Below are 20,301 nucleotides of genomic sequence, written 5' to 3'. Positions count from 1 at the left end.
ACATACGATGGATGAGGTCCGTACCCGGTCCTTGCATGTCGTAGCAGCTGAGGAGAAGACGTGGCTGACGAGCTCACCCCGGAGACCCCGGAAGAAGAGCAGCCCAAGAAGACGCACAAGCAGCGCAAGAACGGGCTGTATCCGGGCGTCAGCGACGAACTCGCCGAGAGCATGCGCACCGGCTGGGCCGACACGGAGCTGCACGGGCTGGAGCCGATCGCCCAGGCCGCGCACACCGCCGACCGCCGCGCCGCGCTGTCCGCGCGCTTCCCCGGCGAGCGCCTCGTCGTCCCCGCGGGCCGGCTGAAGACCCGCTCGAACGACACCGAGTACCCCTACCGCGCGTCCACCGAGTACGCGTACCTCACCGGCGACCAGACCGAGAACGGCGTCCTGGTCCTGGAGCCCGCGGGCTCCACCGGTCACACGGCCACCGTCTACCTGCTGCCCCGCTCCAACCGGGAGAACGGCGAGTTCTGGCTGTCCGGCCAGGGCGAGCTGTGGGTCGGCCGGCGCCACTCGCTCACCGAGGCCGAGCAGCTCCTGGGCATCCCCGCCAAGGACGTCCGCGAGCTGCCCGAGGCGCTCACCGAGGCCACCGGCCCGGTCCGCGCCGTGCGCGGCCACGACGCCCTCATCGAGAAGGCCCTGACCGACAAGGTCACCGCCGAGCGCGACGAGGAACTGCGCGTCTACCTCTCCGAGGCCCGCGCCGTGAAGGACGAGTTCGAGATCGGCGAGCTGCAGAAGGCCGTCGACTCCACCGTCCGCGGCTTCGAGGACGTCGTGAAGGTCCTCGACAAGGCGGAGGCCACCTCCGAGCGCTACATCGAGGGCACCTTCTTCCTGCGCGCCCGCGTCGAGGGCAACGACGTCGGCTACGGCTCCATCTGCGCCGCCGGCCCGCACGCCTGCACGCTGCACTGGGTCCGCAACGACGGCGACGTCCGCTCCGGCGACCTGCTGCTGCTCGACGCCGGTGTGGAGACCCACTCCCTCTACACCGCCGACGTCACGCGCACGCTGCCGATCAACGGCACGTACACCGACATCCAGCGCAAGATCTACGACGCCGTGTACGAGTCCCAGGAAGCCGGCATTGCCGCCGTCAAGCCGGGCGCGAAGTTCCGCGACTTCCACGACGCCTCCCAGCACGTGCTGGCCGAGAAGCTCGTCGAGTGGGGCCTGCTGGAAGGTCCGGTCGAGCGCGTCCTGGAGCTCGGACTCCAGCGCCGCTGGACCCTGCACGGCACCGGGCACATGCTCGGCATGGACGTCCACGACTGCGCCGCCGCGCGCACCGAGGCGTACGTCGACGGCACGCTGGAGCCGGGCATGTGTCTGACCGTCGAGCCCGGGCTGTACTTCCAGGCCGACGACCTGACCGTGCCCGAGGAGTACCGCGGCGTCGGCGTCCGGATCGAGGACGACATCCTGGTCACCGAAGACGGCAACCGGAACATGTCGGCCGGGCTGCCGCGCACCTCGGTCGAAGTCGAGGCGTGGATGGCGCGCCTGAAGGGCTGACCGACCCGCGCCCGACCGACTGCGCCCGGCCGACTGCGCCCGAGCGCAACGCCGATGGGCGGGATCCCTTGCGGGGTCCCGCCCATCGGCGTACTAAGAGACCTTCAGCAGCGCTCCCTCGCGCCACTTGAGGATCTTGTCGAAGCTGACCACCGCGCCGCTGCCCGGCCGGTTGCGGAACCGCACGTGGTCCGCGAGCTCCGCGATCAGCCACAGGCCCCGGCCGTGCTCCCGCGATGTCTCCGGATGCCCCGGGGGACCGGCCTGCCCGGGTCCGCCCCCGGCTCTCGTGTCGGCCGCGGCCGAATCGGGCGGGAAGCCGGGACCCGAGTCGGTCACCTCGATCCGGCAGCAGTCCCCGTCCAGGTACGCCGTCACGCGGTACGCCGCGCAGGCCTCCTGACCGGCTTCCGTGCCGTCCCGCCCGCCGTCGGTCGCCGGACCCCCGTGCTCCACCGCGTTCGCGCACGCCTCGCTCAGCGCCACCGACAGGTCGAAGGAGATGTCAGGGTCCACCCCTGCGGTCTCCATCGTCCCGAGCAGCAGCCGCCTGGCCAGCGGCACGCTCGCTGCTTCGCGCCTCAAGTGGAGAGACCACCAGATGCTCATACGGTTACCTATTGCCGCCCGTGGCGGGGGGTAAGCCCCCGGCGGCGCTCGCAGCCCTCATTCGGCCGATGCGGCGCTCCCGAGTGGCGGTGTATGCGGCGGTATGGGGCGGGCGGGACGGCTGGGCCGCCGCTCGCCGCCCTCCTGCCTGGAGCGGCCGTGGAGCGGAATCCGAGGCGCCTTCCGGAACCTGCCGTATGAAGCGCCTAAGCGCAGTGCGATGATGGCCCGGCCATGACTGCCCCCCACGCGACGCAGGCCGGAGCCGGCCTCCGACTGATCCGGGCCGCGGTGTTCACCGCGGTCTGTGTCGTGCTGTCCGCGGCCGGGCACGCTTTGGCATCCTGCGCCACCGTGCCCTGGTGGGCCCTCGGCATCGGCTTCCTCGCCGTCTTCGCGGTCGCGGCCCCGCTCGCGGGACGCCGTCGCTCGCTGCCCGGCATCGCCGCCGGGCTCGCGGCCGGACAGCTCGGGCTGCACGCGGTGTTCGGCCTCGGCCAGCACGGCGCGGCGGCCTCCGCCTCGGCGTCTCCGGCCGACACCTCGCTCGCGGCGCTGGCGGCCCAACTGGTGTGCGGGGGCAATTCCGTACCGCTCAGTCCGGCCGACGCCCGGCAGATCCTGGAGACCGCCGGCCTGGACCCGGCCACCCTGGCCGCGCAGGCCCAGGCACAGGGGCACTTGGCCCACGCCCACATGGCGGAGGCCGCGGCGCAGCCCGCTACCGGTCTGTTCAGCCCGGCCATGCTGCTCGGCCACCTGCTGGCAGCGCTCGCGGCCGGCTGGCTGATGGGACGCGGCGACGCCGCGCTCTTCCGCCTCGTGGAGCTGTCCCGGCTCTCCGCCGAAGCCGATCCGGTACGTCCGCTGCGCGCCGCGCTGGCATACGTACGGGCGCTCGGCGCCGGGCTCGCGGGTACGCCCGCCCGTGCCCCGCGGGCCTCGCGGACCGCGGCCGGCCCCGCCGCCCACACCGGCCGGGAGGCGCTCCAGCACACGGTCATCAGGCGCGGGCCGCCCGTGGCGCTCGCCCTCGCAGCCTGACGCGGCACCCTCGACTCCCCGGGACACACGACGGGAGCACCGGTGCCGCGAACTCCGCGCGCGCCGTGTGCGCGGAGCCTCCCGTCACCACTGCTTCCGTGGAGTGTTTCTGCCATGAAGACCTCTCGCGTCTCCATCGCCGCCGCCATCGCCGCCGGCTCCGTCCTCCTCCTCTCCGGCACCGCCTTCGCCCACGTCGGCGTGCAGCCCGGCGAGGCCACCAAGGGCGGCTACGCGACGATCAACTTCAAGGTCCCCAACGAGCGCGACAACGCGTCGACCACGCAGCTGGAGGTCAACTTCCCGGCTGACCAGCCGCTCTCGTCCGTCATGCCGCAGGACGTTCCCGGCTGGACCGTGACGGTCGAGAAGAGCAAGCTCGACAAGCCGCTCACCGTGCACGGCAAGCAGATCAACGAGGCCGTCACCAAGGTGACCTGGTCCGGCGGCAAGATCGAGCCCGGCAAGTTCCAGCAGTTCCCGCTCTCCATCGGCAAGCTGCCCGACAACGTCGACCAGATGGTCTTCAAGGCGATCCAGACCTACGACAACAACGAGGTCGTCCGCTGGATCGAGGAGACCAAGCCGGGCGCCGCGGAGCCGCAGAACCCGGCGCCCGTCCTGAAGCTGACCGCCGCGCCCGCCACGGGCGGCGACCACCACGACGACGGTGCCAAGAACGACGACGGTGCCAAGAACGACGACGGTGCCAAGAACGCCGACAAGGGTCACGACGAGGCCGCCGAGAGCGGTTCCGACACGACCGCGCGTGCCCTCGGCATCACCGGGATCGTCGTCGGCCTCGCCGGTGTGGCCTTCGGCGTCGCCTCGCGCCGCCGCGCCTCCTGACCTGCCACGCCCGCACGCCCGCAGGCCCGCCCGATCGCGGCGCCCGCGGACCGTCCGTACCAACCCCGATCCCAGGGACATCTCTTCATGCGCACCACACGTGTGACGGTCGCCGCCCTCGTGGCAGCGGCCGCCCTCACCCTCACCGCCTGCGGCGGTGAGCCGGCTCCGGCCAACTCGGTCAAGCAGATCAGCGGAGGCCAGGCCAAGGCCGGCTCCGCAACCCTGCTCGACCGCCCGTTCGACAAGCCGGAACTGGTCCTCACCGACACCACCGGCAAGCCGTGGAACCTGCGCGAGCAGACCAAGGGCAGGCCGACGCTCATCTATTTCGGCTACACCAACTGCCCCGATGTCTGCCCGCTGACGATGAGCAACATCGCCGTCGCCAAGAAGGCGCTCCCGAAGGCCGACCAGGACAAGCTCCAGGTCGTCTTCGTCACCACCGACCCCGACCGGGACACTCCCGAATCCCTCGGCTCGTGGCTCAAGGCCCAGGACCCGTCCTTCGTCGGACTGACCGGGGACTTCGCCACCATCCAGGCCGCCGCACGCAAGCTCGGCATCGGTATCGAGGCCGCCAAGAAGGAGGCCGACGGCGGCGTCGTCTCCATGCACGGCGCCCAGGTCATCGCGTTCTCGCCCAAGACGGACGAGGGCTACGTCCTCTACGGCGAGGGCACCACCGTCGATGACTACACCAAGGACCTGCCGAAGATCGTCAAGGGAGAGAACCCGTGAACGCCCGCACCACCCGCACCCTCGCCGCCGCCCTCTCCCTGACGGCAGCGCTCGCCATGTCCGGCTGTTCCTCGGACGGCGGGGACTCCGGCGGCAAGCCGAAGCTCTCGGTCAGCGGCGCCTTCATGCCCCAGCCGGTCAACGACAAGATGGCCGGCGCGTTCATGGTCATCAAGAACGACTCCAAGACGGCCGACAAGCTCACCGGCGTCACCAGCACGCTCTCCGACGATCTGCAGATCCACGAGACCAAGGACCAGAAGATGCAGCAGGTCCAGTCCATGGACGTGCCTGCCAACGGCGAGCTGAGGCTGGAGCGCGGCGGCAGCCACGTCATGTTCATGGGGCTCAAGAGCACCCCGAAGGTCGGCGACAAGGTCACCGTCGAGCTCCGCTTCGAGAAGACCGCCCCCGTGAAGGTCGAGCTGGACGTCAAGGAGCGGACGTACAACGCCCAGACGCCGACATCCACCGACGGCACCGCCCACTGACGGACCGAGGGACTGACACGCCATGACGGCCACCGCCCCATCCGCGGCCCGCGTCCACGCCACGGCACTCCTGCCGCGGCTCACGCTGGTCCTCGCAGCCCTGCTGGCAACCCTGTTCGCCGTGGCCACCCCGGCCTCGGCGCACGCCGCACTCACCGCGAGCGACCCCAAGGACGGGGCGGTGGTCGCCACGGCCCCCGCCCAGGTCACCCTCTCCTTCTCGGAGCAGGTCGCCATGGGTAACGACTCCATCCGCGTCCTGGACCCCCAGGGCAAGCGCATCGACACCGGCGAACTGCGCGACATGTGCAGCGGATCCACCATCCGCTACGGCACCGCCCTGCACACCGGCCTGCCCAACGGCACCTACACCGTGGCCTGGCAGGCCGTCTCCGCCGACAGCCATCCCGTCGCCGGTGCCTTCACCTTCTCCATCGGCGCCCCCTCCGCCACCGCCGTGAGCCTGCCCGCGCAGACCGCGGGGGACGGACCCGTCGCCATCGCCTACGACATCGCGCGGTACGCCGCGTACGCCGGCTTCGCCGTCCTCGTCGGCGGAGCGGCGTTCATCCTGGTGTGCTGGCGCCGGGGCGCCGCCGAGCGGTCGCTGCAGCGGCTGGTCGTACGGGCCTGGGTCACCCTCACCGTCGCCACCCTCGCGATGCTGATGCTGCGCAACCCGTACACGGGGTCCGGGAAGTTCGCCGACGCCTTCGACCTCGACGGGCTCAAGGCCGTCCTGGAGACCAAGTCCGGCGCCTCGCTCGTCTCCCGGCTGCTCCTGCTCGGCGCCGCCGCGCTCTTCATCGCCGTCCTGTTCGGCGCCTACGCGCGGCGGCAGCAGGCCGACAGGAGCGCTGAGGACACCAAGGCCGACAGCGACCTCGTCTTCGGCCTCGCCATCGGCGGGACCGTCGTCGCGGGCGGCATCGCCGCCACCTGGGCCCTGTCCGAGCACGCCTCCACCGGCATCCAGCCGGGTATCGCCATGCCCGTCGACATCCTTCACCTGCTGGCCGTCGCCACCTGGCTCGGCGGACTCACGGCGCTGCTCGTCGCCCTGCACAAGGCCCCCGGGATCGAGCGCGAGGCCATCCGGCGCTTCTCCGCCGTCGCTTTCACCAGCGTGATCGTCCTCGCCGCGACCGGGACCTACCAGGCCTGGCGCCAGATCGGAACCTGGTCCGCCCTCACCGGTACGGGGTACGGGCAGCTCCTGCTCGTCAAGGTCGGCCTGGTCGCCGTACTCCTCTCCGTCGCCTACCTCTCCCGCACCTGGACCGGGCGGCTCGCCGAGGCCCCCGCCGTGGAGGCAGCCAAGGGGACCAAGGCGGCCAAGACCGCCAAGGTCGTCGCGCAGCGCGATGTTTCACGTGAAACACAGCCGGTCGGCGTCGGCGGCACCGGTGCGGGCGGGGGCGATCCCAAGCGGGCCGCGCAGCTCGCCCGACAGCAGGCCGCCCAGGACAACGCGCGCGAGAAGCAGGCGCGCGACGCCGATCCGGACCGCGCCGGCCTGCGCCGCTCCGTCCTCGCCGAGGCGGGTGTGGCCGTCGTCCTGCTGGCCGTCACCACCATCCTCACCAGTACCGAACCCGGCCGGGCCGCGGAGTTGGAGGCCGGGCGGGGTTCCAACGCCACCGCCGTACCCAACCGGGCCATCAAGGTCACTCTGCCCTTCGACACGGGTGGCCAGAACGGCAAGGGCTCCGTCCGGGTCGAGCTCGACCCGGGCCGCGTCGGGGCCAACAGCCTCCACGTGTGGGCCGACACCCCCGACGGCAAGCCCCTCGACCTCCCCGAGGTGAAGGTCTCCTTCACCCTCCCGACCAAGGACATCGGTCCCCTGCCGGTCGTGCCCGAACACGCCGCGCCCGGGCACTGGAGTGCGTCAGGCGTCCAGTTGCCGCTGGCTGGCGACTGGCGGATCGACGTGACCGTCCGTACCTCCGACATCGACCAGACGACCGTGCAGAAGAACGTGAAGATCGGCTGACCAGCGTGACCGAGAGCACCCCCGACATCGAGATCTCCCGCCGCCGTCTGCTGGGCACCGTCGGCGCCGCGGGCGCCGCCGGGCTGGCACTCGGCGCCACCGGCGGCGCCCTCGTCCACGCCGCCGTCGCGGAATCCGGGACGGGCACCCCGGGCGCCGCCGGGAGCCTCGGCTCCCTCGGCGCGACCCAGGTCGCGTTCCACGCAGACCACCAGCCCGGCATCACCACCCCCCTCCAGGCCAAGGGCCACGTCCTCGCCTTCGACCTGGCGCCGGGCGCCGGGCGCACCGAGGCCGCCGCCCTGATGCGCCGCTGGTCCGATACCGCCCGCCGGCTCATGGCGGGAGAGACCGCGCCCACCTCCGACACCGGCATCGCCCTCGACGCCGGGCCCTCGTCCCTCACCGTCACCTTCGGCTTCGGGCACTCCTTCTTCGAGCGCACCGGCCTCGCCGCCCGCCGCCCCACGGCCCTCGACCCGCTGCCGGACTTCTCCTCGGACCGGCTCGACGCCCAGCGCAGCAACGGCGACCTGTGGGTCCAGATCGGCGCCAACGACGGGCTCGTCGCGTTCCACGCACTGCGGGCCCTGCAGAAGGACGCCGGGGATGCCGCGCGCCCGCGCTGGTCGATGAACGGCTTCAACCGGTCCCCCGGCGCCACCGCGGCCCCCATGACCGCCCGCAACCTGATGGGCCAGATCGACGGCACGGGCAATCCCAAGCCCGCCGACCCCGACTTCGACAAGCGGATCTTCGTGCAGGGCGCCGGCCCCGGACCCGCCGAGCACGCGTGGATGGCCGGGGGCTCGTACGCCGTCGTACGCCGTATCCGCATGCTCCTCGACAGCTGGGAGCAGCAGACCCTTGCCCAGCAGGAGCAGGTCATCGGCCGGACCAAGGCCACCGGCGCCCCGCTGACCGGCGGCAGCGAGACCACCGCGATGGGCCTCGACAAGATCGGCTCCGACGGCAAGCCGGTCATCCCGTCCAACGCGCACGCCCGGATCGCGGCCCCGGCACAGAACGGCGGGGCCGCCATGCTCCGACGGCCCTTCTCCTTCCACGACGGGATCGCCCCGGACGGCGCCCCCGACGCGGGGCTCCTCTTCATCTGCTGGCAGGCCGACCCGCTGCGGGGCTTCGTCCCCGTCCAGCGCAAGCTCGACCGGGGCGATGCGCTGTCGGAGTTCATCCGGCACGAGTCCAGCGGCCTGTACGCCGTGCCGCCCGGCGCACGCGCCGGGGAGTACGTGGGGCAGCGGCTGCTCGAAGGATGAACGGCCCCGCGGCGGCCGGTACCCCGGCATTAGGCTGATCACATGTCGGCCACTCGCTTCACCTATCTCGGCCCCGAGGGCACGTTCACCGAAGCCGCCCTCCGCACACTCCCGGAAGCCGCGACCCGGGAGCTCGTCCCGATGGTGTCGGTCCCGGCCGCCCTGGACGCCGTACGCAACGGCGAAGCCGCGGCCGCGCTGGTGCCGATCGAGAACTCGGTGGAGGGCGGGGTCACCGCCACCCTCGACGAGCTCGCCTCCGGTGAACCGCTGATGATCTACCGCGAGGTGCTGCTCCCGATCGCGTTCGCGCTGCTGGTGCGGCCCGGGACGAAGCTGTCGGACGTCAAGACCGTCACCGGGCACCCGGTCGCGCAGCCACAGGTCCGCAACTGGCTGCGGGCGAACCTGCCCGACGCGGTGTGGGAGTCGGCCGCCTCCAACGCGGACGGAGCCCGGCTGGTGCAGGAGGGCAGGTTCGACGCCGCCTTCGCGGGCGAGTTCGCCGCGGCCACCTACGGGCTCGTCCCGCTGGTGACCGAGATCCACGACGCGGAGAACGCCGAGACCCGCTTCGTGCTCGTCGGGCGCCCGGCCCGGCCGGCCGCACCGACCGGCGCAGACAAGACCTCCGTGGTGCTGTGGCTCGGCGACGACCACCCCGGTGCCCTGCTGGAGCTGCTCCAGGAGTTCGCCGTACGCGGGGTGAACCTGATGCTGATCCAGTCCCGGCCCACGGGTGAGGGCATCGGCAACTACTGCTTCGCCGTCGACGCCGAGGGGCACATCTCGGACCGCCGGGTCAGCGAGGCCCTCATGGGTCTGAAGCGCACTTGTCCCCAGGTGCGCTTCCTCGGCTCGTACCCGCGCGCCGGTGTCGCCCGGGGTGACGTCCGCGCGCCGCGGCCGGGCACCTCCGACGGCGACTTCACGGCCGCCTCCGACTGGCTGACACGCTGCCTCGACGGCCGCGCGTAGGGATCCGTCCACTGTCCACAGAGTTATCCACAGGCCGAGGGTCGCGCCTGGGGACAAGTCGACAGAGTCGCGCGACAAGGTCGACATATCGGCCGGGGGGCCGGGTTTCGCGCTGGGGAGCGGGAGGTGAACGGCGTCACCTCTGTATCGCCGATCAACTCTTTGGGGCGAGTCATTCCCACCCGAATGAGTGTGTGAGGGTGGTTTGAACGCTGATTGACCCTGGCCGCCCCCTGGGCGGGATGGATCTATTTCCGTGTCCACAGATCCGGCGCACAGCCTGTGGATAAGATGCCCCCGCCGGGAATTCCTGTGGACAAGACCGGCTCTCCAGTCCTGCTCAGGGGGTGCCCGATCCCTGACGCCATGCCCGCTTTTCGGGGAATGGGGCCGCTTTTATCGGCCTTCCCGGAACGGCAGCCCCCAGCCGTCTGCGAGACGTTTTCGATTTGCCGCAATTGGGACATAGTGGCACGCAGCGTGATATCGGTGTGATCCCAGGAAGCCCCGCCCGGTAGCCTGGAGGAGTGATTGACCTCCGGCTGCTCCGTGATGACCCTGACCGTGTCCGCGCCTCGCAGCGCGCCCGTGGAGAGGACGTCGGCCTCGTCGACGCGCTGCTCTCCGCCGACGAGCGCCGCAGGTCCTCCGGCATGCGCTTCGACGAACTGCGCAATGAGCAGAAGACGCTCGGCAAGCTGATCCCGAAGGCCTCTCCGGAGGAGCGGGCCGAGCTGCTGAAGAAGGCCGACCAGCTCAAGCAGGACGTCAAGGCCGCCGAGGCCGAGCAGAACGAAGCCGACGAGGCTGCCAAGCAGCTCCTGCTCCAGCTGGGCAACATCGTTCACGAGGACGTGCCCGTCGGCGGCGAGGAGGACTTCACCGTCCTGGAGACGCACGGCACCATCCGCGACTTCGGCGCCGAGGGCTTCGAGCCCAAGGACCACTTGGAGCTCGGCGAGTCGCTCGGCGCCATCGACGTCGAGCGCGGCGCCAAGGTGTCGGGCTCGCGCTTCTACTACCTCACCGGTGTGGGCGCGCTGCTGGAGCTGGCGCTGGTCAACGCGGCGATCGCGCAGGCCACCGAGGCCGGATTCATCCCGATGCTGACCCCGGCGCTGGTCCGCCCGCGCGCCATGGAGGGCACCGGCTTCCTCGGCCAGGCCGCGGAGAACGTGTACCACCTGGAGAAGGACGACTATTACCTGGTCGGCACCTCCGAGGTTCCGCTCGCCGCGTACCACATGGACGAGATCATCGACGTGGACAAGCTCCCGCTGCGGTACGCCGGCTTCTCGCCGTGCTTCCGCCGCGAGGCCGGTACGTACGGCAAGGACACCCGCGGCATCTTCCGCGTCCACCAGTTCGACAAGGTCGAGATGTTCTCGTACGTCGCGCCGGAGGAGGCCGAGGCCGAGCACAAGCGCCTCCTGGACTGGGAGAAGCAGTGGCTGACCAGCCTGGAGCTGCCGTTCCAGGTGATCGACGTCGCCACCGGTGACCTGGGCTCCTCCGCCTCGCGCAAGTTCGACTGCGAGGCCTGGATCCCCACCCAGGGCAAGTACCGCGAACTGACCTCCGCGTCGAACTGCGACGGATTCCAGGCCCGCCGCCTGTCGATCCGCTACCGCGACGGCAAGAAGACCCAGCCGCTGTCGACGCTGAACGGCACGCTGTGCGCCGTCCCGCGCACCATCGTCGCCATCCTGGAGAACCACCAGCAGGCCGACGGCACCGTCCGCGTTCCCCCCGTGCTCCGCCCGTACCTGGGCGGCCGCGAATTCCTGGAGCCGATCACCAAGTGAGCCCGGCCCCGTTCCCGTACAAGCTCGTCGCGACCGATCTCGACGGCACGCTGCTGCGTGGCGACGACACCGTCTCCGAACGCACCCGTGAGGCTCTCGTCGCGGCCACCGCGGCGGGTGCGGCGCACATCATCGTCACCGGACGTGCCGTGCCCTGGACCCGGCACGTCCTCGACGACCTCGGCTACAAGGGGATCGCTGTCTGCGGGCAGGGTGCGCAGGTCTACGACGCGGGCGCGCACCGGCTGCTGACCTCGGTGACGCTGGACCGGCAGCTCGCCGGTCTGGCGCTGTCGAAGCTGGAGGCCGAGGTGGGCCCGCTCGCCCTGGCCGCCAGCCGGGACGGGGTGGACGGCGAGGTCCTGTTCGGGCCCGGATACCAGGTGCAGGAGGGCCTTCCGGCCATATACCTGGACGACACCGCCGCGGTGTGGACGGCTCCGCTGAACAAGCTGTACATCCAGCACCCGACCCTGGACGACGACGCTCTGGTCAAGGTGGCCCGGGAGACCGTGGGCAGCCTGGTGGACATCGTGATGGCCGGTCCCGGCATCGTGGAGATCCTGCCGCTGGGGCTGACCAAGGCGACCGGACTCTCGCTGGCCGCGCGCCGGTTGGGAGTGAAGGCGGCGGAGACGATCGCCTTCGGCGACATGCCCAATGACATCCCGATGTTCGGCTGGGCCGCGCACGGGGTGGCGATGGCCAATGCCCACCCGGAGCTGAAGGCGGTGGCCGACGAGGTGACGACCTCCAACGAGGAGGACGGCATCGCGGTGGTGCTGGAGCGTCTGCTGGGCTCCGCCTAGCACGCGAAACGTACGAGAGGTCCGGGGCAGCCCGCGCCGCAAGGCGCGCTCGAAGTGGCTGCCCCGGACCTTTTGTTGCTCCCCGCACCACCCACTCTGCCCCGCACGCAATCCCCGTACCAGCGATTTTCCGCGCGGTGGCCGCGGCTATGTTTCACGTGAAACACGAGCGGGGCGCCCGTGCGGGTGCGGATGCCGGGTGAGCGGCCAGGCGAGCAGACCGACGGCGAGCGAGATGGCGTGGCCGAGGTCGGTGAAGGTACCGCCGGTGACGAGCGGGAGCCCGAAGAAGGCAACGGCTCCGGCGAGGTAGAACCATCTCCACGGGCCGGGGAGCCGGTAGGTCAGGACGCCTACGGCGGCGGCGAGTCCGTAGCTGACTCCGATGTCGACGACGTGGACCATGCTGCGCGGGGCGCGGTGGTCCTGGATGGCCATCAGGACCATCTTCTGGCTGATCAAGGTGGCCGTGATGTGGGCGGTGGCCACGATCAGGAGCCAGCGCAGCGTGCCGAGCCAGCGTTCGACGGGGGCGTGGAAGAGCTCGAAGAGCACGGCGTAGAGGGCGAGCGAGGCCGGGTTCTCGATCCAGAAGGCGCTGGAGAGCAGGGTCCGGAGGGGGTGTTTGGCGAGTTCGTGGATGTTGCTGCTGTTGCGGTGGAGCAGGACGCTTTCGAGGTGGTCGGGTGCGATCACGACGACGATGCTGGTGATGGCGATGATCAGCAGCCAGATGTGCGTGCCGGGCGTGGACCGTATCCAGGACCGCACGGGCCTGGACGGCTCGGGCTCGGGGGGCTCCATCATGCACTGATGATGACGTGCGCGACTGTGCCCCGCCTGGCCGGGTGGGCCGGGCGGGGCAGGGCGTGGGAAGGGGGTGCGGCGGGGTCCTACTCCTCGCCCGCCAGCGTGAGGCGGCGCAGCTTCTGGCCGGCGTAGACGGTGGCGCCGACGGTGACCGTGACGAGCAGGACCACGGCGGTGGGCAGGCCGACGCTGGCGTCCACGTACCCCTCGCCGGCGATCTTCTCCGCGAGGGTGAGGGCCCACTGCTGGACGCTGAGGGTCTTGGCGCCGTTGACGAGGCTGCCGAAGAGCGACTCCCAGATCAGGGCGTAGACCAGACCGAAGACGACGGCGTGCCGGCTGACGGTGCCCAGCAGCAGGAAGAGCGCGCTGTAGGCGATGGAGGCGACGACCGCGGCGACGGCGTAGGCCACGGCGATCTGCTGGCCGTTGCCGTTGAGGATGAAGCCGGCGATCAGCGTGGGGATGGCGGAGAAGGCCATCGTGATGGCGATCGCGACGATCAGCTTGGTCATGATGATCGTCGGGCGCTTCACCGGCTTGGAGAGCAGGTAGACGATCGAGCCGTCGTCGATCTCCGGGCCGATGGCTCCGGTACCGGCGATCACGCCGATCAACGGGACCATGGTGGCGAGGGCGAAGCCGCCGAGGAGGTCGGCCGCGACCTTGTCGTCCAGGCCGGTGAAGGCGCGGACGGCGACGGAGATGACGATCAGCAGGACGGGCAGCGCGCAGAGGATCAACGCGCGGCGGCGGCCGAGCAGGGCCCGGTAGGTGAGCCGGGCGACGGTGGGGTTGTACATGGTTGCCAGCTCCTTCAGGCCGCGACGAGGTAGGAGAAGACCGACTCGAGGGACTCGTCGGAAGGCGAGACCGTCAGCAGCCGGATGCCCTGCGCGCGGGCGACCCGCGGCAGCAGCTCGGTGAAGCGCCCGAAATCGACGGCCTGGATCCGCAGGACGCCTTCCTTCAGGTCGACTTCGATGCCGGCCGTGGACGGGTCGGCGATCAGGGCCGCGGCGAGTGCCCGGTCGTCGGAGGAGCGGACCAGGTAGCGGTGCGGGCGGTCCGTCATCAGGCGGCGGATCTTGCGGTAGTCGCCGGAGGCCGCGTGCCGGCCGGCGACGACCACCTCGATGTGGGAGGCCAGCTGCTCGACCTCCTCCAGGATGTGGGAGGAGAACAGGACGGTGCGGCCCTCGTCGCCCATGCGCCGCAGCAGCTCCATGAGCTGCATGCGCTGGCGCGGGTCCATGCCGTTGAAGGGCTCGTCGAGCAGGAGCACGGACGGGTCGTGGACGAGGGCGGAGGCCATCTTCACGCGCTGGCGCATGCCCTTGGAGTACGTCGAGATCTTGCGGTCCTGGGCGTACTCCATCTCGACGGTGGCCAGGGCCCGCTGGGCGGCCGCGTCGTCGAGGCCGTGGAGTTCGGCGTTGGCGACGACGAACTCCCGGCCGGTGAGGAAGTCGTACATGGCCTCGCGCTCGGGCACGACGCCGATCTGCTTGTAGACCTGCTCGTTGCGCCAGATCTGCGTCCCGTCGAGGGTGACGGTGCCGGTGGAGGGGGCGAGGAAGCCACCCATCATGTTGATGAGTGTGGACTTGCCTGCGCCGTTGGGGCCGAGGAGCCCGGTGACGCCGGGTCCGATGCGCATGGTGACGTCGTTGACGGCGACGACGTTGCCGAACCAGCGCGAGGCGTGGTCGATGTCGATGATGGTCACAGCCCGGCCTTCCGGTAGCGGGCCATCAGGGCGGCGTAGGAGCCGGCGATGAGGCCGAGGATGACGAGCAGGTAGACCACACCGGTGGCGGCCGAGGGGCCCGTGCCGCCGGGGAAGGCGGAGGTCGCGCCGAGGAGGGCGGTCTGGAAGCCGTCGATCAGGGTGATCGGGGAGAACAGGCCCATCCAGTCGATCGCGCCGGTGGACCCGGTGTTGTAGGCGATGCCCTGGACGGCGGTGACGGCGCCGTAGGGGATCAGCAGCACGGCGATGATCGCGGCGACGCCGAAGCCGCGGCGCGGGGTGAGCGCCGCCATGACCAGGCCGAGGCCGGAGAAGAGCAGCGACAGCAGAAGTACCGACACCAGTCCCTGCCCGAATCCCTTGGTCTGGTCACCGAAGTCGAACTTCGCCAGCAGCGCGCCGATGTACATGATCAGCAGCGGGGTGGCGGTGAGGATGAAGAGGGCCGATGCCATCGCCGCGAACTTCGCCACGACGTAGTCGACGCGCTCGATGGGCCGCGAGAAGTAGAGCGGCACCGTCTTGAAGCGCAGGTCCCGGGAGACCGACTGGGGCGCCTGGGACGCGAGGAAGAGGCCGATGATCACCTGGGTGGTCAGGGCGTACGTCGTGTACTTGATCGGCAGGTCACTGTAGGTGGGTACCGCGATGGCCACCGCGACGAGGATCAGCGCGGGAACGCACATCACCGCGAAGAGGATCATCGGCAGCACCTTGGACTTGGCGGAGCGGCCGAGTCCGTAGGCCCCGCGCAGGGACTGCGAGAACAGCGACTTGCGGGCGTAGGCGCGGCCCAGCCGCAGGCCGTCGTAGGACCGGTACCCGATGTTGTGGATCTGGGTCGAGGTGTCAGGCGCCATCGGAACCGGCTCCCTTCCGCTGGACGGACTGGTCGTTGTCGCGGAAGACCTCCGCGATGTGGTGGCGGCGCTGCTCCATGCGGACCAGGCCGAGACCCAGGTCGGCGACGGTGTCGCGGACGGTGTCGTACGTCTGCTCGCCGGTGGCCTCGACGAGGAGGATGTGGCCGGCCCCGGGCAGGCCCTGCTCCTCGCCGGCGTGCAGGGTGATGCCCGCCTCGGTGAGCGCCTTGCGCAGGGCGGAGGTGCCGTCCGGGTGGGTGTCGGAGTCGGTGACCTCGACCGCGAGGGTCGCGGTGGTCTGGGTGAAGTCGCTGGTGGAGCTGGAGCGCAGCAGCTTGCCGCCGTCGACGACCACGACGTGGTCGCAGGTCCGCTCCAACTCGCCGAGCAGGTGGGAGGTGACCAGCACCGAGATGCCGAAGTCCGTGTGGATGCGGCGGATCAGACCCAGCATCTCGTCTCGGCCGACCGGGTCCAGGCCGTTGGTGGGCTCGTCGAGCAGCACCAGCTGGGGGTCGTGGACGAGCGCCTGGGCGAGCTTGACGCGCTGCTTCATGCCGGTGGAATAGCCGCCGATGGGGCGGTACCGCTCCTCGTACAGCCCCACGTGGCGCAGGGTGTCGGCGGTCCGCTCACGGGCGGCGGTCGGCGGGAGCCCGGACATGCGCGCCATGTGCACGACGAACTCGGTGGCCGAGACGTCGGGCGGCAGGCAGTCGTGTTCGGGCATGTAGCCGACGCGCTCACGGATGGCGCTGCCGTGCGTGGCGACGTCGAGTCCGAGCACGGCGGCGGTGCCCTCGGTGGCGGGGGACAGCCCTAGCAGAATCTTGATCAGCGTGGACTTACCGGCTCCGTTGGCACCCACGAGGCCGGTTACGCCGGGCCCGATGTCCAGGGAGAGCCGGTCGAGGGCGGTCACTCGGGGGTACCGCTTGCTCAGGCTTTCGGTCGCGATGACAGTCACGAGTCCGACGTTAGTGGCGCTCGAGGAGCGGATCGTCAGACCTGGAGCCGGATCCGGTCTACGCCTTCAGGACTACACACCCTGACGAAAGGCTGACGCGGAGAAGTTTGTCCACAGGTCTGTGCACGGGCCTTGACGTGATCTCCGGTCATTGTCACATTCATCAGTGTCAAGTTACGGGCGCGTACGGCTAGTAGGGATGGACGGGCTGGTATGGCTGGGGACACCAAGCAACGCACCGCGCGACTCTCCGCCGAACTGAGCGGCTTCAAGGAAGTACAGCGCCTCTCCTACGCGTGCGCGGAGGCCGTCGCGGGTCAGCTGCGGCCGGGGGTGACCGAGCGCGAGGCCGCGCGGATGCAGCGCGAATGGCTGCGCGAGCGCGGGGTCCGCGACTGGTTCCACATGCCGTTCGCGTGGTTCGGGGACCGCACCGCCTTCGTGAACTTCAAGATCCCCCTGCAGTTCTTCCCGACGAACCGCGCGCTGGAGCCGGGGATGCCGTTCATCCTCGACATGGCACCGGTCTACAAGGGCTACACCGCCGACATCGGGTACTCGGGCTGCCTCGGCCTCGATCCGGTGCACGACCGGCTGCTCGCCGACCTCAAGGCGCACCGCGAGCTGATCCTGGAGCAGGTGCGCGAGCGGCGCTCGCTGCGCGACATCTACGAGGACGTCGAGCGGCTCATGACCCGCCAGGGGTACGCGAACCGGCACCGCGCCTACCCCTTCGGGGTGATCGCGCACAAGATAGACCGGGTCAAGGAGCGGCGCTGGTCTCCGACGGCGTTCGGATTCGGCACGCAGGCCCTGAAGGGGCTGGCCGCCGACGCCCTGCACGGGCACCGCGAGGGCTGGTCCCCGCTGTGGAGTCCGTACCGCTTCTCCGACCACCCCCCGCAGCCCGGCCTGTGGGCGGTGGAACCGCACCTGGGCTTCCGGGGCACCGGCGCGAAGTTCGAGGAGATCCTGGTCGTCACCGACTCCCGGGACCCCGAGGAGAGCGCGTTCTGGCTGGACGACGATCTGCCGCACGTGCGGCGCTGGGCTGAGGAGCAGACGGCATGAGCGGGACGGGAATCGCGGGGGCGCGCGAGCGCCGGGTGAGCAGCGGCGGGGTCGAGCTGTGCGTCGTCGAGCTCGGCGAGGCGGACCGGCCGACCGTGGTGCTGGTGCACGGCTACCCCGACAGCAAGGAGGTCTGGTCGGAGGTCGCCGAGCGGCTGGCCGCGCACTTCCACGTGGTGCTCTACGACGTGCGCGGCCACGGCCGTTCCACGGCCCCGCAGCCGCTGCGCGGAGGTTTCACCCTGGAGAAGCTGACCGACGACTTCCTGGCGGTGGCGGACGCGGTCAGCCCGGACCGGCCGGTACATCTGGTCGGCCACGACTGGGGCTCCGTACAGGGCTGGGAGTTCGCGACGGTCGGCCGCACCGAGGGCCGGATCGCGTCCTTCACCTCCATGTCGGGGCCTTCCCTCGACCACTTCGGGCACTGGATCAAGAAGCGGATTGCGCGGCCGACCCCGCGCCGGGCCGCGCAGTTGCTCGGCCAGGGCGCCAAGTCCTGGTACGTGTACATGCTCCACACGCCCGTGCTGCCCGAGCTCGCCTGGCGCGGGCCGCTGGGCAAGCGGTGGCCGGGGATCCTCCAGCGGATCGAGAAGGTTCCGGCCGGCTCCTACCCGACGGACTCGCTGCCCTCGGACGCGGCGCACGGCGCCTGGCTCTACCGGGACAACATCCGGCCGCGCCTGCGCCGGCCGCGCGCCGACGCGTACGCGCACGTACCGGTCCAGCTGATCACCCCGACCGGGGACGCCTTCCTCTCCGAGCGGCTCTACGACGACCTCGACGTGTGGGCCCCGGACCTGGTACGCCGCACCCTGCCGGCCAAGCACTGGGTGCCCCGGACCCGGCCCGACCAGCTGGCCGCGTGGATCACCGAGTTCGTCACCGCGCGGGAGGAGCCGGCCACGCGGGCGCCGGAACTCAAGGCTCCGGGGAAGTACGCCGACCGGTTCGGCGGCCAGCTGGTCCTGGTCACCGGCGCGGCCAGCGGCATCGGCCGGGCCACCGCCTTCGCGTTCGCCGAGGCCGGGGCCCGCGTGGTGTGCGTGGACCGGGACGCCGAGGGTGCGGTGCGCACGGCCGACATGGCCCGCCTCGTCGGCGCCCCCGAGGCCTGGGGCGAGTGCGTGGACGTGAGCGACGAGCAGGCGATGGAGGAGCTCGCGGCGAAGGTCGCGGCCGAGCACGGGATCGTGGACGTGCTGGTCAACAACGCGGGGATCGGCCTGTCGGGCCCGTTCCTGGAGACCAGCTCCGAGGACTGGAAGAAGGTCCTCGACGTGAACCTGTGGGGCGTGATCCACGGCTGCCGGATCTTCGGTGCGCAGATGGCCGATCGCGGCCAGGGCGGACACATCGTCAACACCGCGTCCGCCGCGGCCTATCTGCCGTCCAAGTCCCTGCCCGCGTACAGCACTTCCAAGGCGGCGGTGCTGATGCTGAGCGAGTGCCTGCGGGCCGAGCTCGCCTCGAAGTCGATCGGGGTCTCGGCGATCTGCCCGGGCATCGTCAACACCAACATCACCGCCACCTCCCGGTTCGCCGGGGTGGACGCGGCCGAGGAGAAGCGCCGCCAGGAGCGCTCCTCGCGGCTCTACGGGCTGCGCAACTTCCCGCCGGAGAAGGTCGCCGACGCGATCCTGAGGGCCGTCGTGCGCAATGAGGCCGTGGTGCCGGTGACCCCCGAGTCCAAGGGCGCCCTGTGGATGTCCCGCTTCGCCCCGCGCACGCTGCGGGCCTTCGCGAAGCTGGAGCCCCGGCTGTGAGCCGGGCCGGTCAGGAGCCTGCGTCGGGGCCGCAGGGGGCCTCGTACGCGATCAGCCCGCGCCGGGTGGCCTTCGACTGGAAGACCACGCCCCTGCACTGGATACCGGACGAGCCCACCGCCACCCACGTCATCAATGTGCTGCACCTGCTGCTGCCCGCCGGCGAGCGGTGGTTCGTGAAGGTCTTCAAGGAGGCCCTGCCGCTGGTCACCGACCCGGGGCTGCGGCGGGACGTGAAGGGGTTCATGGGCCAAGAGGCCACGCACAGCGTGCAGCACGCGTACGTACTGGACCACCTCGCGGAGCAGGACCTGCCGACCGAGGCGTACACGAGGCACGTGGACTTCCTCTTCGAGAAGCTGCTGGGGGAGAGCCCGCCCTTCGGGGCGCCGGTCACCGCGCAGGAGTGGCTGCGCTTCCGGCTCTCGCTGATCGCCGCGATCGAGCAGTTCACGGCCGTCCTCGGGGACTGGGTGCTGCGTGCGGAGGCGCTCGACCGGGCCGGCGCGGACGAGATCATGCTGGACCTGCTGCGCTGGCACGGGGCGGAGGAGGTGGAGCACCGCTCCGTCGCCTTCGACATGTACCAGCACTGCGGGGGAGCCGGGCTGCCCCGGTACGCCCGGCGCGTGGAGGGCATGGTCGTGGTCGCCCCGGTGCTCGGCTGGCTGTGGGTGTGGGGGGCCTCGTACCTCATGCGTCACGATCCGCGACTGCGCGGGCGGCTGCGCTATTCGCTGCGCTCGCACAACCGGGCCGTGGCCAGGGGACTGCTGCCGACGTGGAGAGAGCTCGGCACGGCCATACCCCGCTACTTGCGGCGGTCGTACCATCCCTCGCAGGAGGGCTCGCTGCGCAGGGCGGTCGAGTACCTTGCGGCTTCACCTGCCGCCCGGGCCGCCGCGGGCGCGGTCGGCCGAGCCGCCATGTCGTAGGGAG

General features: G+C 70.9%; 19 protein-coding genes. 13 read left to right on the top strand and 6 right to left on the bottom strand.

The annotated features are described in order from the left end of the window. Nucleotides 1–60 precede the first annotated feature (60 nt). A complete protein-coding gene (locus tag ACFWB8_RS08930; RefSeq protein ID WP_385223806.1) occupies nt 61–1,527 on the top strand; it encodes an aminopeptidase P family protein in 1,467 nt (488 codons plus the stop codon). A 93-nt stretch (nt 1,528–1,620) separates the two neighbouring features. Here ACFWB8_RS08930 and ACFWB8_RS08925 read toward each other — a convergent pair whose 3' ends face one another. Next, nucleotides 1,621–2,136, bottom strand: a complete 516-nt coding sequence (locus ACFWB8_RS08925; protein WP_385223805.1) for an ATP-binding protein — start codon at nt 2,134–2,136, stop codon at nt 1,621–1,623. Between the two features lie 234 nt (nt 2,137–2,370). Here ACFWB8_RS08925 and ACFWB8_RS08920 point away from each other — a divergent pair, with 234 nt between their 5' ends. The 9 genes from ACFWB8_RS08920 to ACFWB8_RS08880 all read left to right on the top strand — a co-directional run bounded on the left by ACFWB8_RS08920 (nt 2,371) and on the right by ACFWB8_RS08880 (nt 12,129). Then, nucleotides 2,371–3,180 (top strand): hypothetical protein, encoded by an 810-nt coding sequence (locus tag ACFWB8_RS08920; RefSeq protein ID WP_385223804.1) that lies wholly within the window; start codon nt 2,371–2,373, stop codon nt 3,178–3,180. A 114-nt stretch (nt 3,181–3,294) separates the two neighbouring features. Further along, the gene (locus ACFWB8_RS08915; protein WP_385223803.1) at nt 3,295–4,029 is read left to right on the top strand and encodes a YcnI family protein; all 735 of its coding nucleotides are present in this window, start codon (nt 3,295–3,297) and stop codon (nt 4,027–4,029) included. A gap of 87 nt (nt 4,030–4,116) precedes the next feature. Then, complete coding sequence (locus tag ACFWB8_RS08910) at nt 4,117–4,770, top strand: SCO family protein (protein ID WP_385223802.1); 654 nt, start codon at nt 4,117–4,119, stop codon at nt 4,768–4,770. Continuing rightward, nucleotides 4,767–5,261: a copper chaperone PCu(A)C gene (locus tag ACFWB8_RS08905; RefSeq protein ID WP_385223801.1), complete on the top strand. Its 495-nt coding sequence runs from the start codon at nt 4,767–4,769 to the stop codon at nt 5,259–5,261. Before ACFWB8_RS08910 ends, ACFWB8_RS08905 begins: the two co-directional genes overlap by 4 nt. A gap of 22 nt (nt 5,262–5,283) precedes the next feature. Next, nucleotides 5,284–7,257, top strand: coding sequence for a copper resistance protein CopC (locus tag ACFWB8_RS08900; RefSeq protein ID WP_385223800.1), 1,974 nt, complete (start codon nt 5,284–5,286; stop codon nt 7,255–7,257). Beyond that, nucleotides 7,254–8,537, top strand: a complete 1,284-nt coding sequence (gene efeB, locus ACFWB8_RS08895; RefSeq protein WP_385223866.1) for an iron uptake transporter deferrochelatase/peroxidase subunit — start codon at nt 7,254–7,256, stop codon at nt 8,535–8,537. Before ACFWB8_RS08900 ends, efeB begins: the two co-directional genes overlap by 4 nt. Before the next feature lie 42 nt (nt 8,538–8,579). After that, nucleotides 8,580–9,515 carry a prephenate dehydratase gene (gene pheA / locus ACFWB8_RS08890; RefSeq protein WP_385223799.1) on the top strand — a complete coding sequence of 312 codons (936 nt, stop codon included), beginning with the start codon at nt 8,580–8,582 and terminating at the stop codon, nt 9,513–9,515. A gap of 527 nt (nt 9,516–10,042) precedes the next feature. Then, on the top strand, nt 10,043–11,320 hold the full coding sequence (gene serS, locus ACFWB8_RS08885; RefSeq protein ID WP_385223798.1) for a serine--tRNA ligase: 1,278 nt from the start codon (nt 10,043–10,045) through the stop codon (nt 11,318–11,320). After that, complete coding sequence (locus tag ACFWB8_RS08880) at nt 11,317–12,129, top strand: HAD family hydrolase (RefSeq protein WP_385223797.1); 813 nt, start codon at nt 11,317–11,319, stop codon at nt 12,127–12,129. The genes serS and ACFWB8_RS08880 overlap by 4 nt, the downstream gene beginning before the upstream one ends. 147 nt (nt 12,130–12,276) lie before the next feature. On the opposite strand, the gene ACFWB8_RS08875 is transcribed toward ACFWB8_RS08880, so the two are convergent. From ACFWB8_RS08875 to ACFWB8_RS08855, 5 genes are all read right to left on the bottom strand, one after another. Continuing rightward, the gene (locus ACFWB8_RS08875) at nt 12,277–12,936 is read right to left on the bottom strand and encodes a rhomboid-like protein (RefSeq protein WP_385223796.1); all 660 of its coding nucleotides are present in this window, start codon (nt 12,934–12,936) and stop codon (nt 12,277–12,279) included. An 86-nt stretch (nt 12,937–13,022) separates the two neighbouring features. After that, nucleotides 13,023–13,742, bottom strand: coding sequence for an ABC transporter permease (locus ACFWB8_RS08870; RefSeq protein WP_385223795.1), 720 nt, complete (start codon nt 13,740–13,742; stop codon nt 13,023–13,025). A 14-nt stretch (nt 13,743–13,756) separates the two neighbouring features. Continuing rightward, nucleotides 13,757–14,668 carry an ABC transporter ATP-binding protein gene (locus ACFWB8_RS08865; protein WP_385223794.1) on the bottom strand — a complete coding sequence of 304 codons (912 nt, stop codon included), beginning with the start codon at nt 14,666–14,668 and terminating at the stop codon, nt 13,757–13,759. Continuing rightward, a complete protein-coding gene (locus tag ACFWB8_RS08860) occupies nt 14,665–15,552 on the bottom strand; it encodes an ABC transporter permease (protein ID WP_385223793.1) in 888 nt (295 codons plus the stop codon). Before ACFWB8_RS08860 ends, ACFWB8_RS08865 begins: the two co-directional genes overlap by 4 nt. Further along, on the bottom strand, nt 15,542–16,522 hold the full coding sequence (locus ACFWB8_RS08855) for an ABC transporter ATP-binding protein (protein WP_385223792.1): 981 nt from the start codon (nt 16,520–16,522) through the stop codon (nt 15,542–15,544). The genes ACFWB8_RS08860 and ACFWB8_RS08855 overlap by 11 nt, the downstream gene beginning before the upstream one ends. Nucleotides 16,523–16,735: 213 nt before the next feature. On the opposite strand from ACFWB8_RS08855, the gene ACFWB8_RS08850 reads away from it, so the two are divergent. Genes ACFWB8_RS08850 through ACFWB8_RS08840 form a run of 3 tightly spaced genes read left to right on the top strand, consistent with a single transcriptional unit; the run spans nt 16,736 to nt 20,297 of the window. Continuing rightward, a complete protein-coding gene (locus ACFWB8_RS08850; RefSeq protein ID WP_385223791.1) occupies nt 16,736–17,593 on the top strand; it encodes a M24 family metallopeptidase in 858 nt (285 codons plus the stop codon). Then, on the top strand, nt 17,590–19,362 hold the full coding sequence (locus ACFWB8_RS08845) for an SDR family oxidoreductase (protein ID WP_385223790.1): 1,773 nt from the start codon (nt 17,590–17,592) through the stop codon (nt 19,360–19,362). Before ACFWB8_RS08850 ends, ACFWB8_RS08845 begins: the two co-directional genes overlap by 4 nt. After that, nucleotides 19,359–20,297: a metal-dependent hydrolase gene (locus tag ACFWB8_RS08840; RefSeq protein WP_385223789.1), complete on the top strand. Its 939-nt coding sequence runs from the start codon at nt 19,359–19,361 to the stop codon at nt 20,295–20,297. Before ACFWB8_RS08845 ends, ACFWB8_RS08840 begins: the two co-directional genes overlap by 4 nt. Nucleotides 20,298–20,301: the final 4 nt, after the last annotated feature.

The sequence above is a fragment of the Streptomyces sp. NPDC060031 genome, from assembly GCF_042736805.1.
Classification (GTDB): domain Bacteria; phylum Actinomycetota; class Actinomycetes; order Streptomycetales; family Streptomycetaceae; genus Streptomyces.
The sequence above is the reverse complement of the archived record's forward strand: the minus strand, read 5'-3'. Positions and strand labels throughout refer to the sequence as shown.

What these genes read in the sequence shown, in the direction of transcription:
- ACFWB8_RS08870 (WP_385223795.1), bottom strand. Translation starts at nt 13,742, where the DNA reads ATGTACAACCCCACCGTCGCCCGGCTCACCTACCGGGCCCTGCTCGGC.
- ACFWB8_RS08920 (WP_385223804.1), top strand. Translation starts at nt 2,371, where the DNA reads ATGACTGCCCCCCACGCGACGCAGGCCGGAGCCGGCCTCCGACTGATC.
- ACFWB8_RS08900 (WP_385223800.1), top strand. Translation starts at nt 5,284, where the DNA reads ATGACGGCCACCGCCCCATCCGCGGCCCGCGTCCACGCCACGGCACTC.
- pheA (WP_385223799.1), top strand. Translation starts at nt 8,580, where the DNA reads ATGTCGGCCACTCGCTTCACCTATCTCGGCCCCGAGGGCACGTTCACC.
- ACFWB8_RS08925 (WP_385223805.1), bottom strand. Translation starts at nt 2,136, where the DNA reads ATGAGCATCTGGTGGTCTCTCCACTTGAGGCGCGAAGCAGCGAGCGTG.
- ACFWB8_RS08875 (WP_385223796.1), bottom strand. Translation starts at nt 12,936, where the DNA reads ATGATGGAGCCCCCCGAGCCCGAGCCGTCCAGGCCCGTGCGGTCCTGG.
- ACFWB8_RS08915 (WP_385223803.1), top strand. Translation starts at nt 3,295, where the DNA reads ATGAAGACCTCTCGCGTCTCCATCGCCGCCGCCATCGCCGCCGGCTCC.
- ACFWB8_RS08845 (WP_385223790.1), top strand. Translation starts at nt 17,590, where the DNA reads ATGAGCGGGACGGGAATCGCGGGGGCGCGCGAGCGCCGGGTGAGCAGC.
- ACFWB8_RS08850 (WP_385223791.1), top strand. Translation starts at nt 16,736, where the DNA reads ATGGCTGGGGACACCAAGCAACGCACCGCGCGACTCTCCGCCGAACTG.
- ACFWB8_RS08910 (WP_385223802.1), top strand. Translation starts at nt 4,117, where the DNA reads ATGCGCACCACACGTGTGACGGTCGCCGCCCTCGTGGCAGCGGCCGCC.
- ACFWB8_RS08860 (WP_385223793.1), bottom strand. Translation starts at nt 15,552, where the DNA reads ATGGCGCCTGACACCTCGACCCAGATCCACAACATCGGGTACCGGTCC.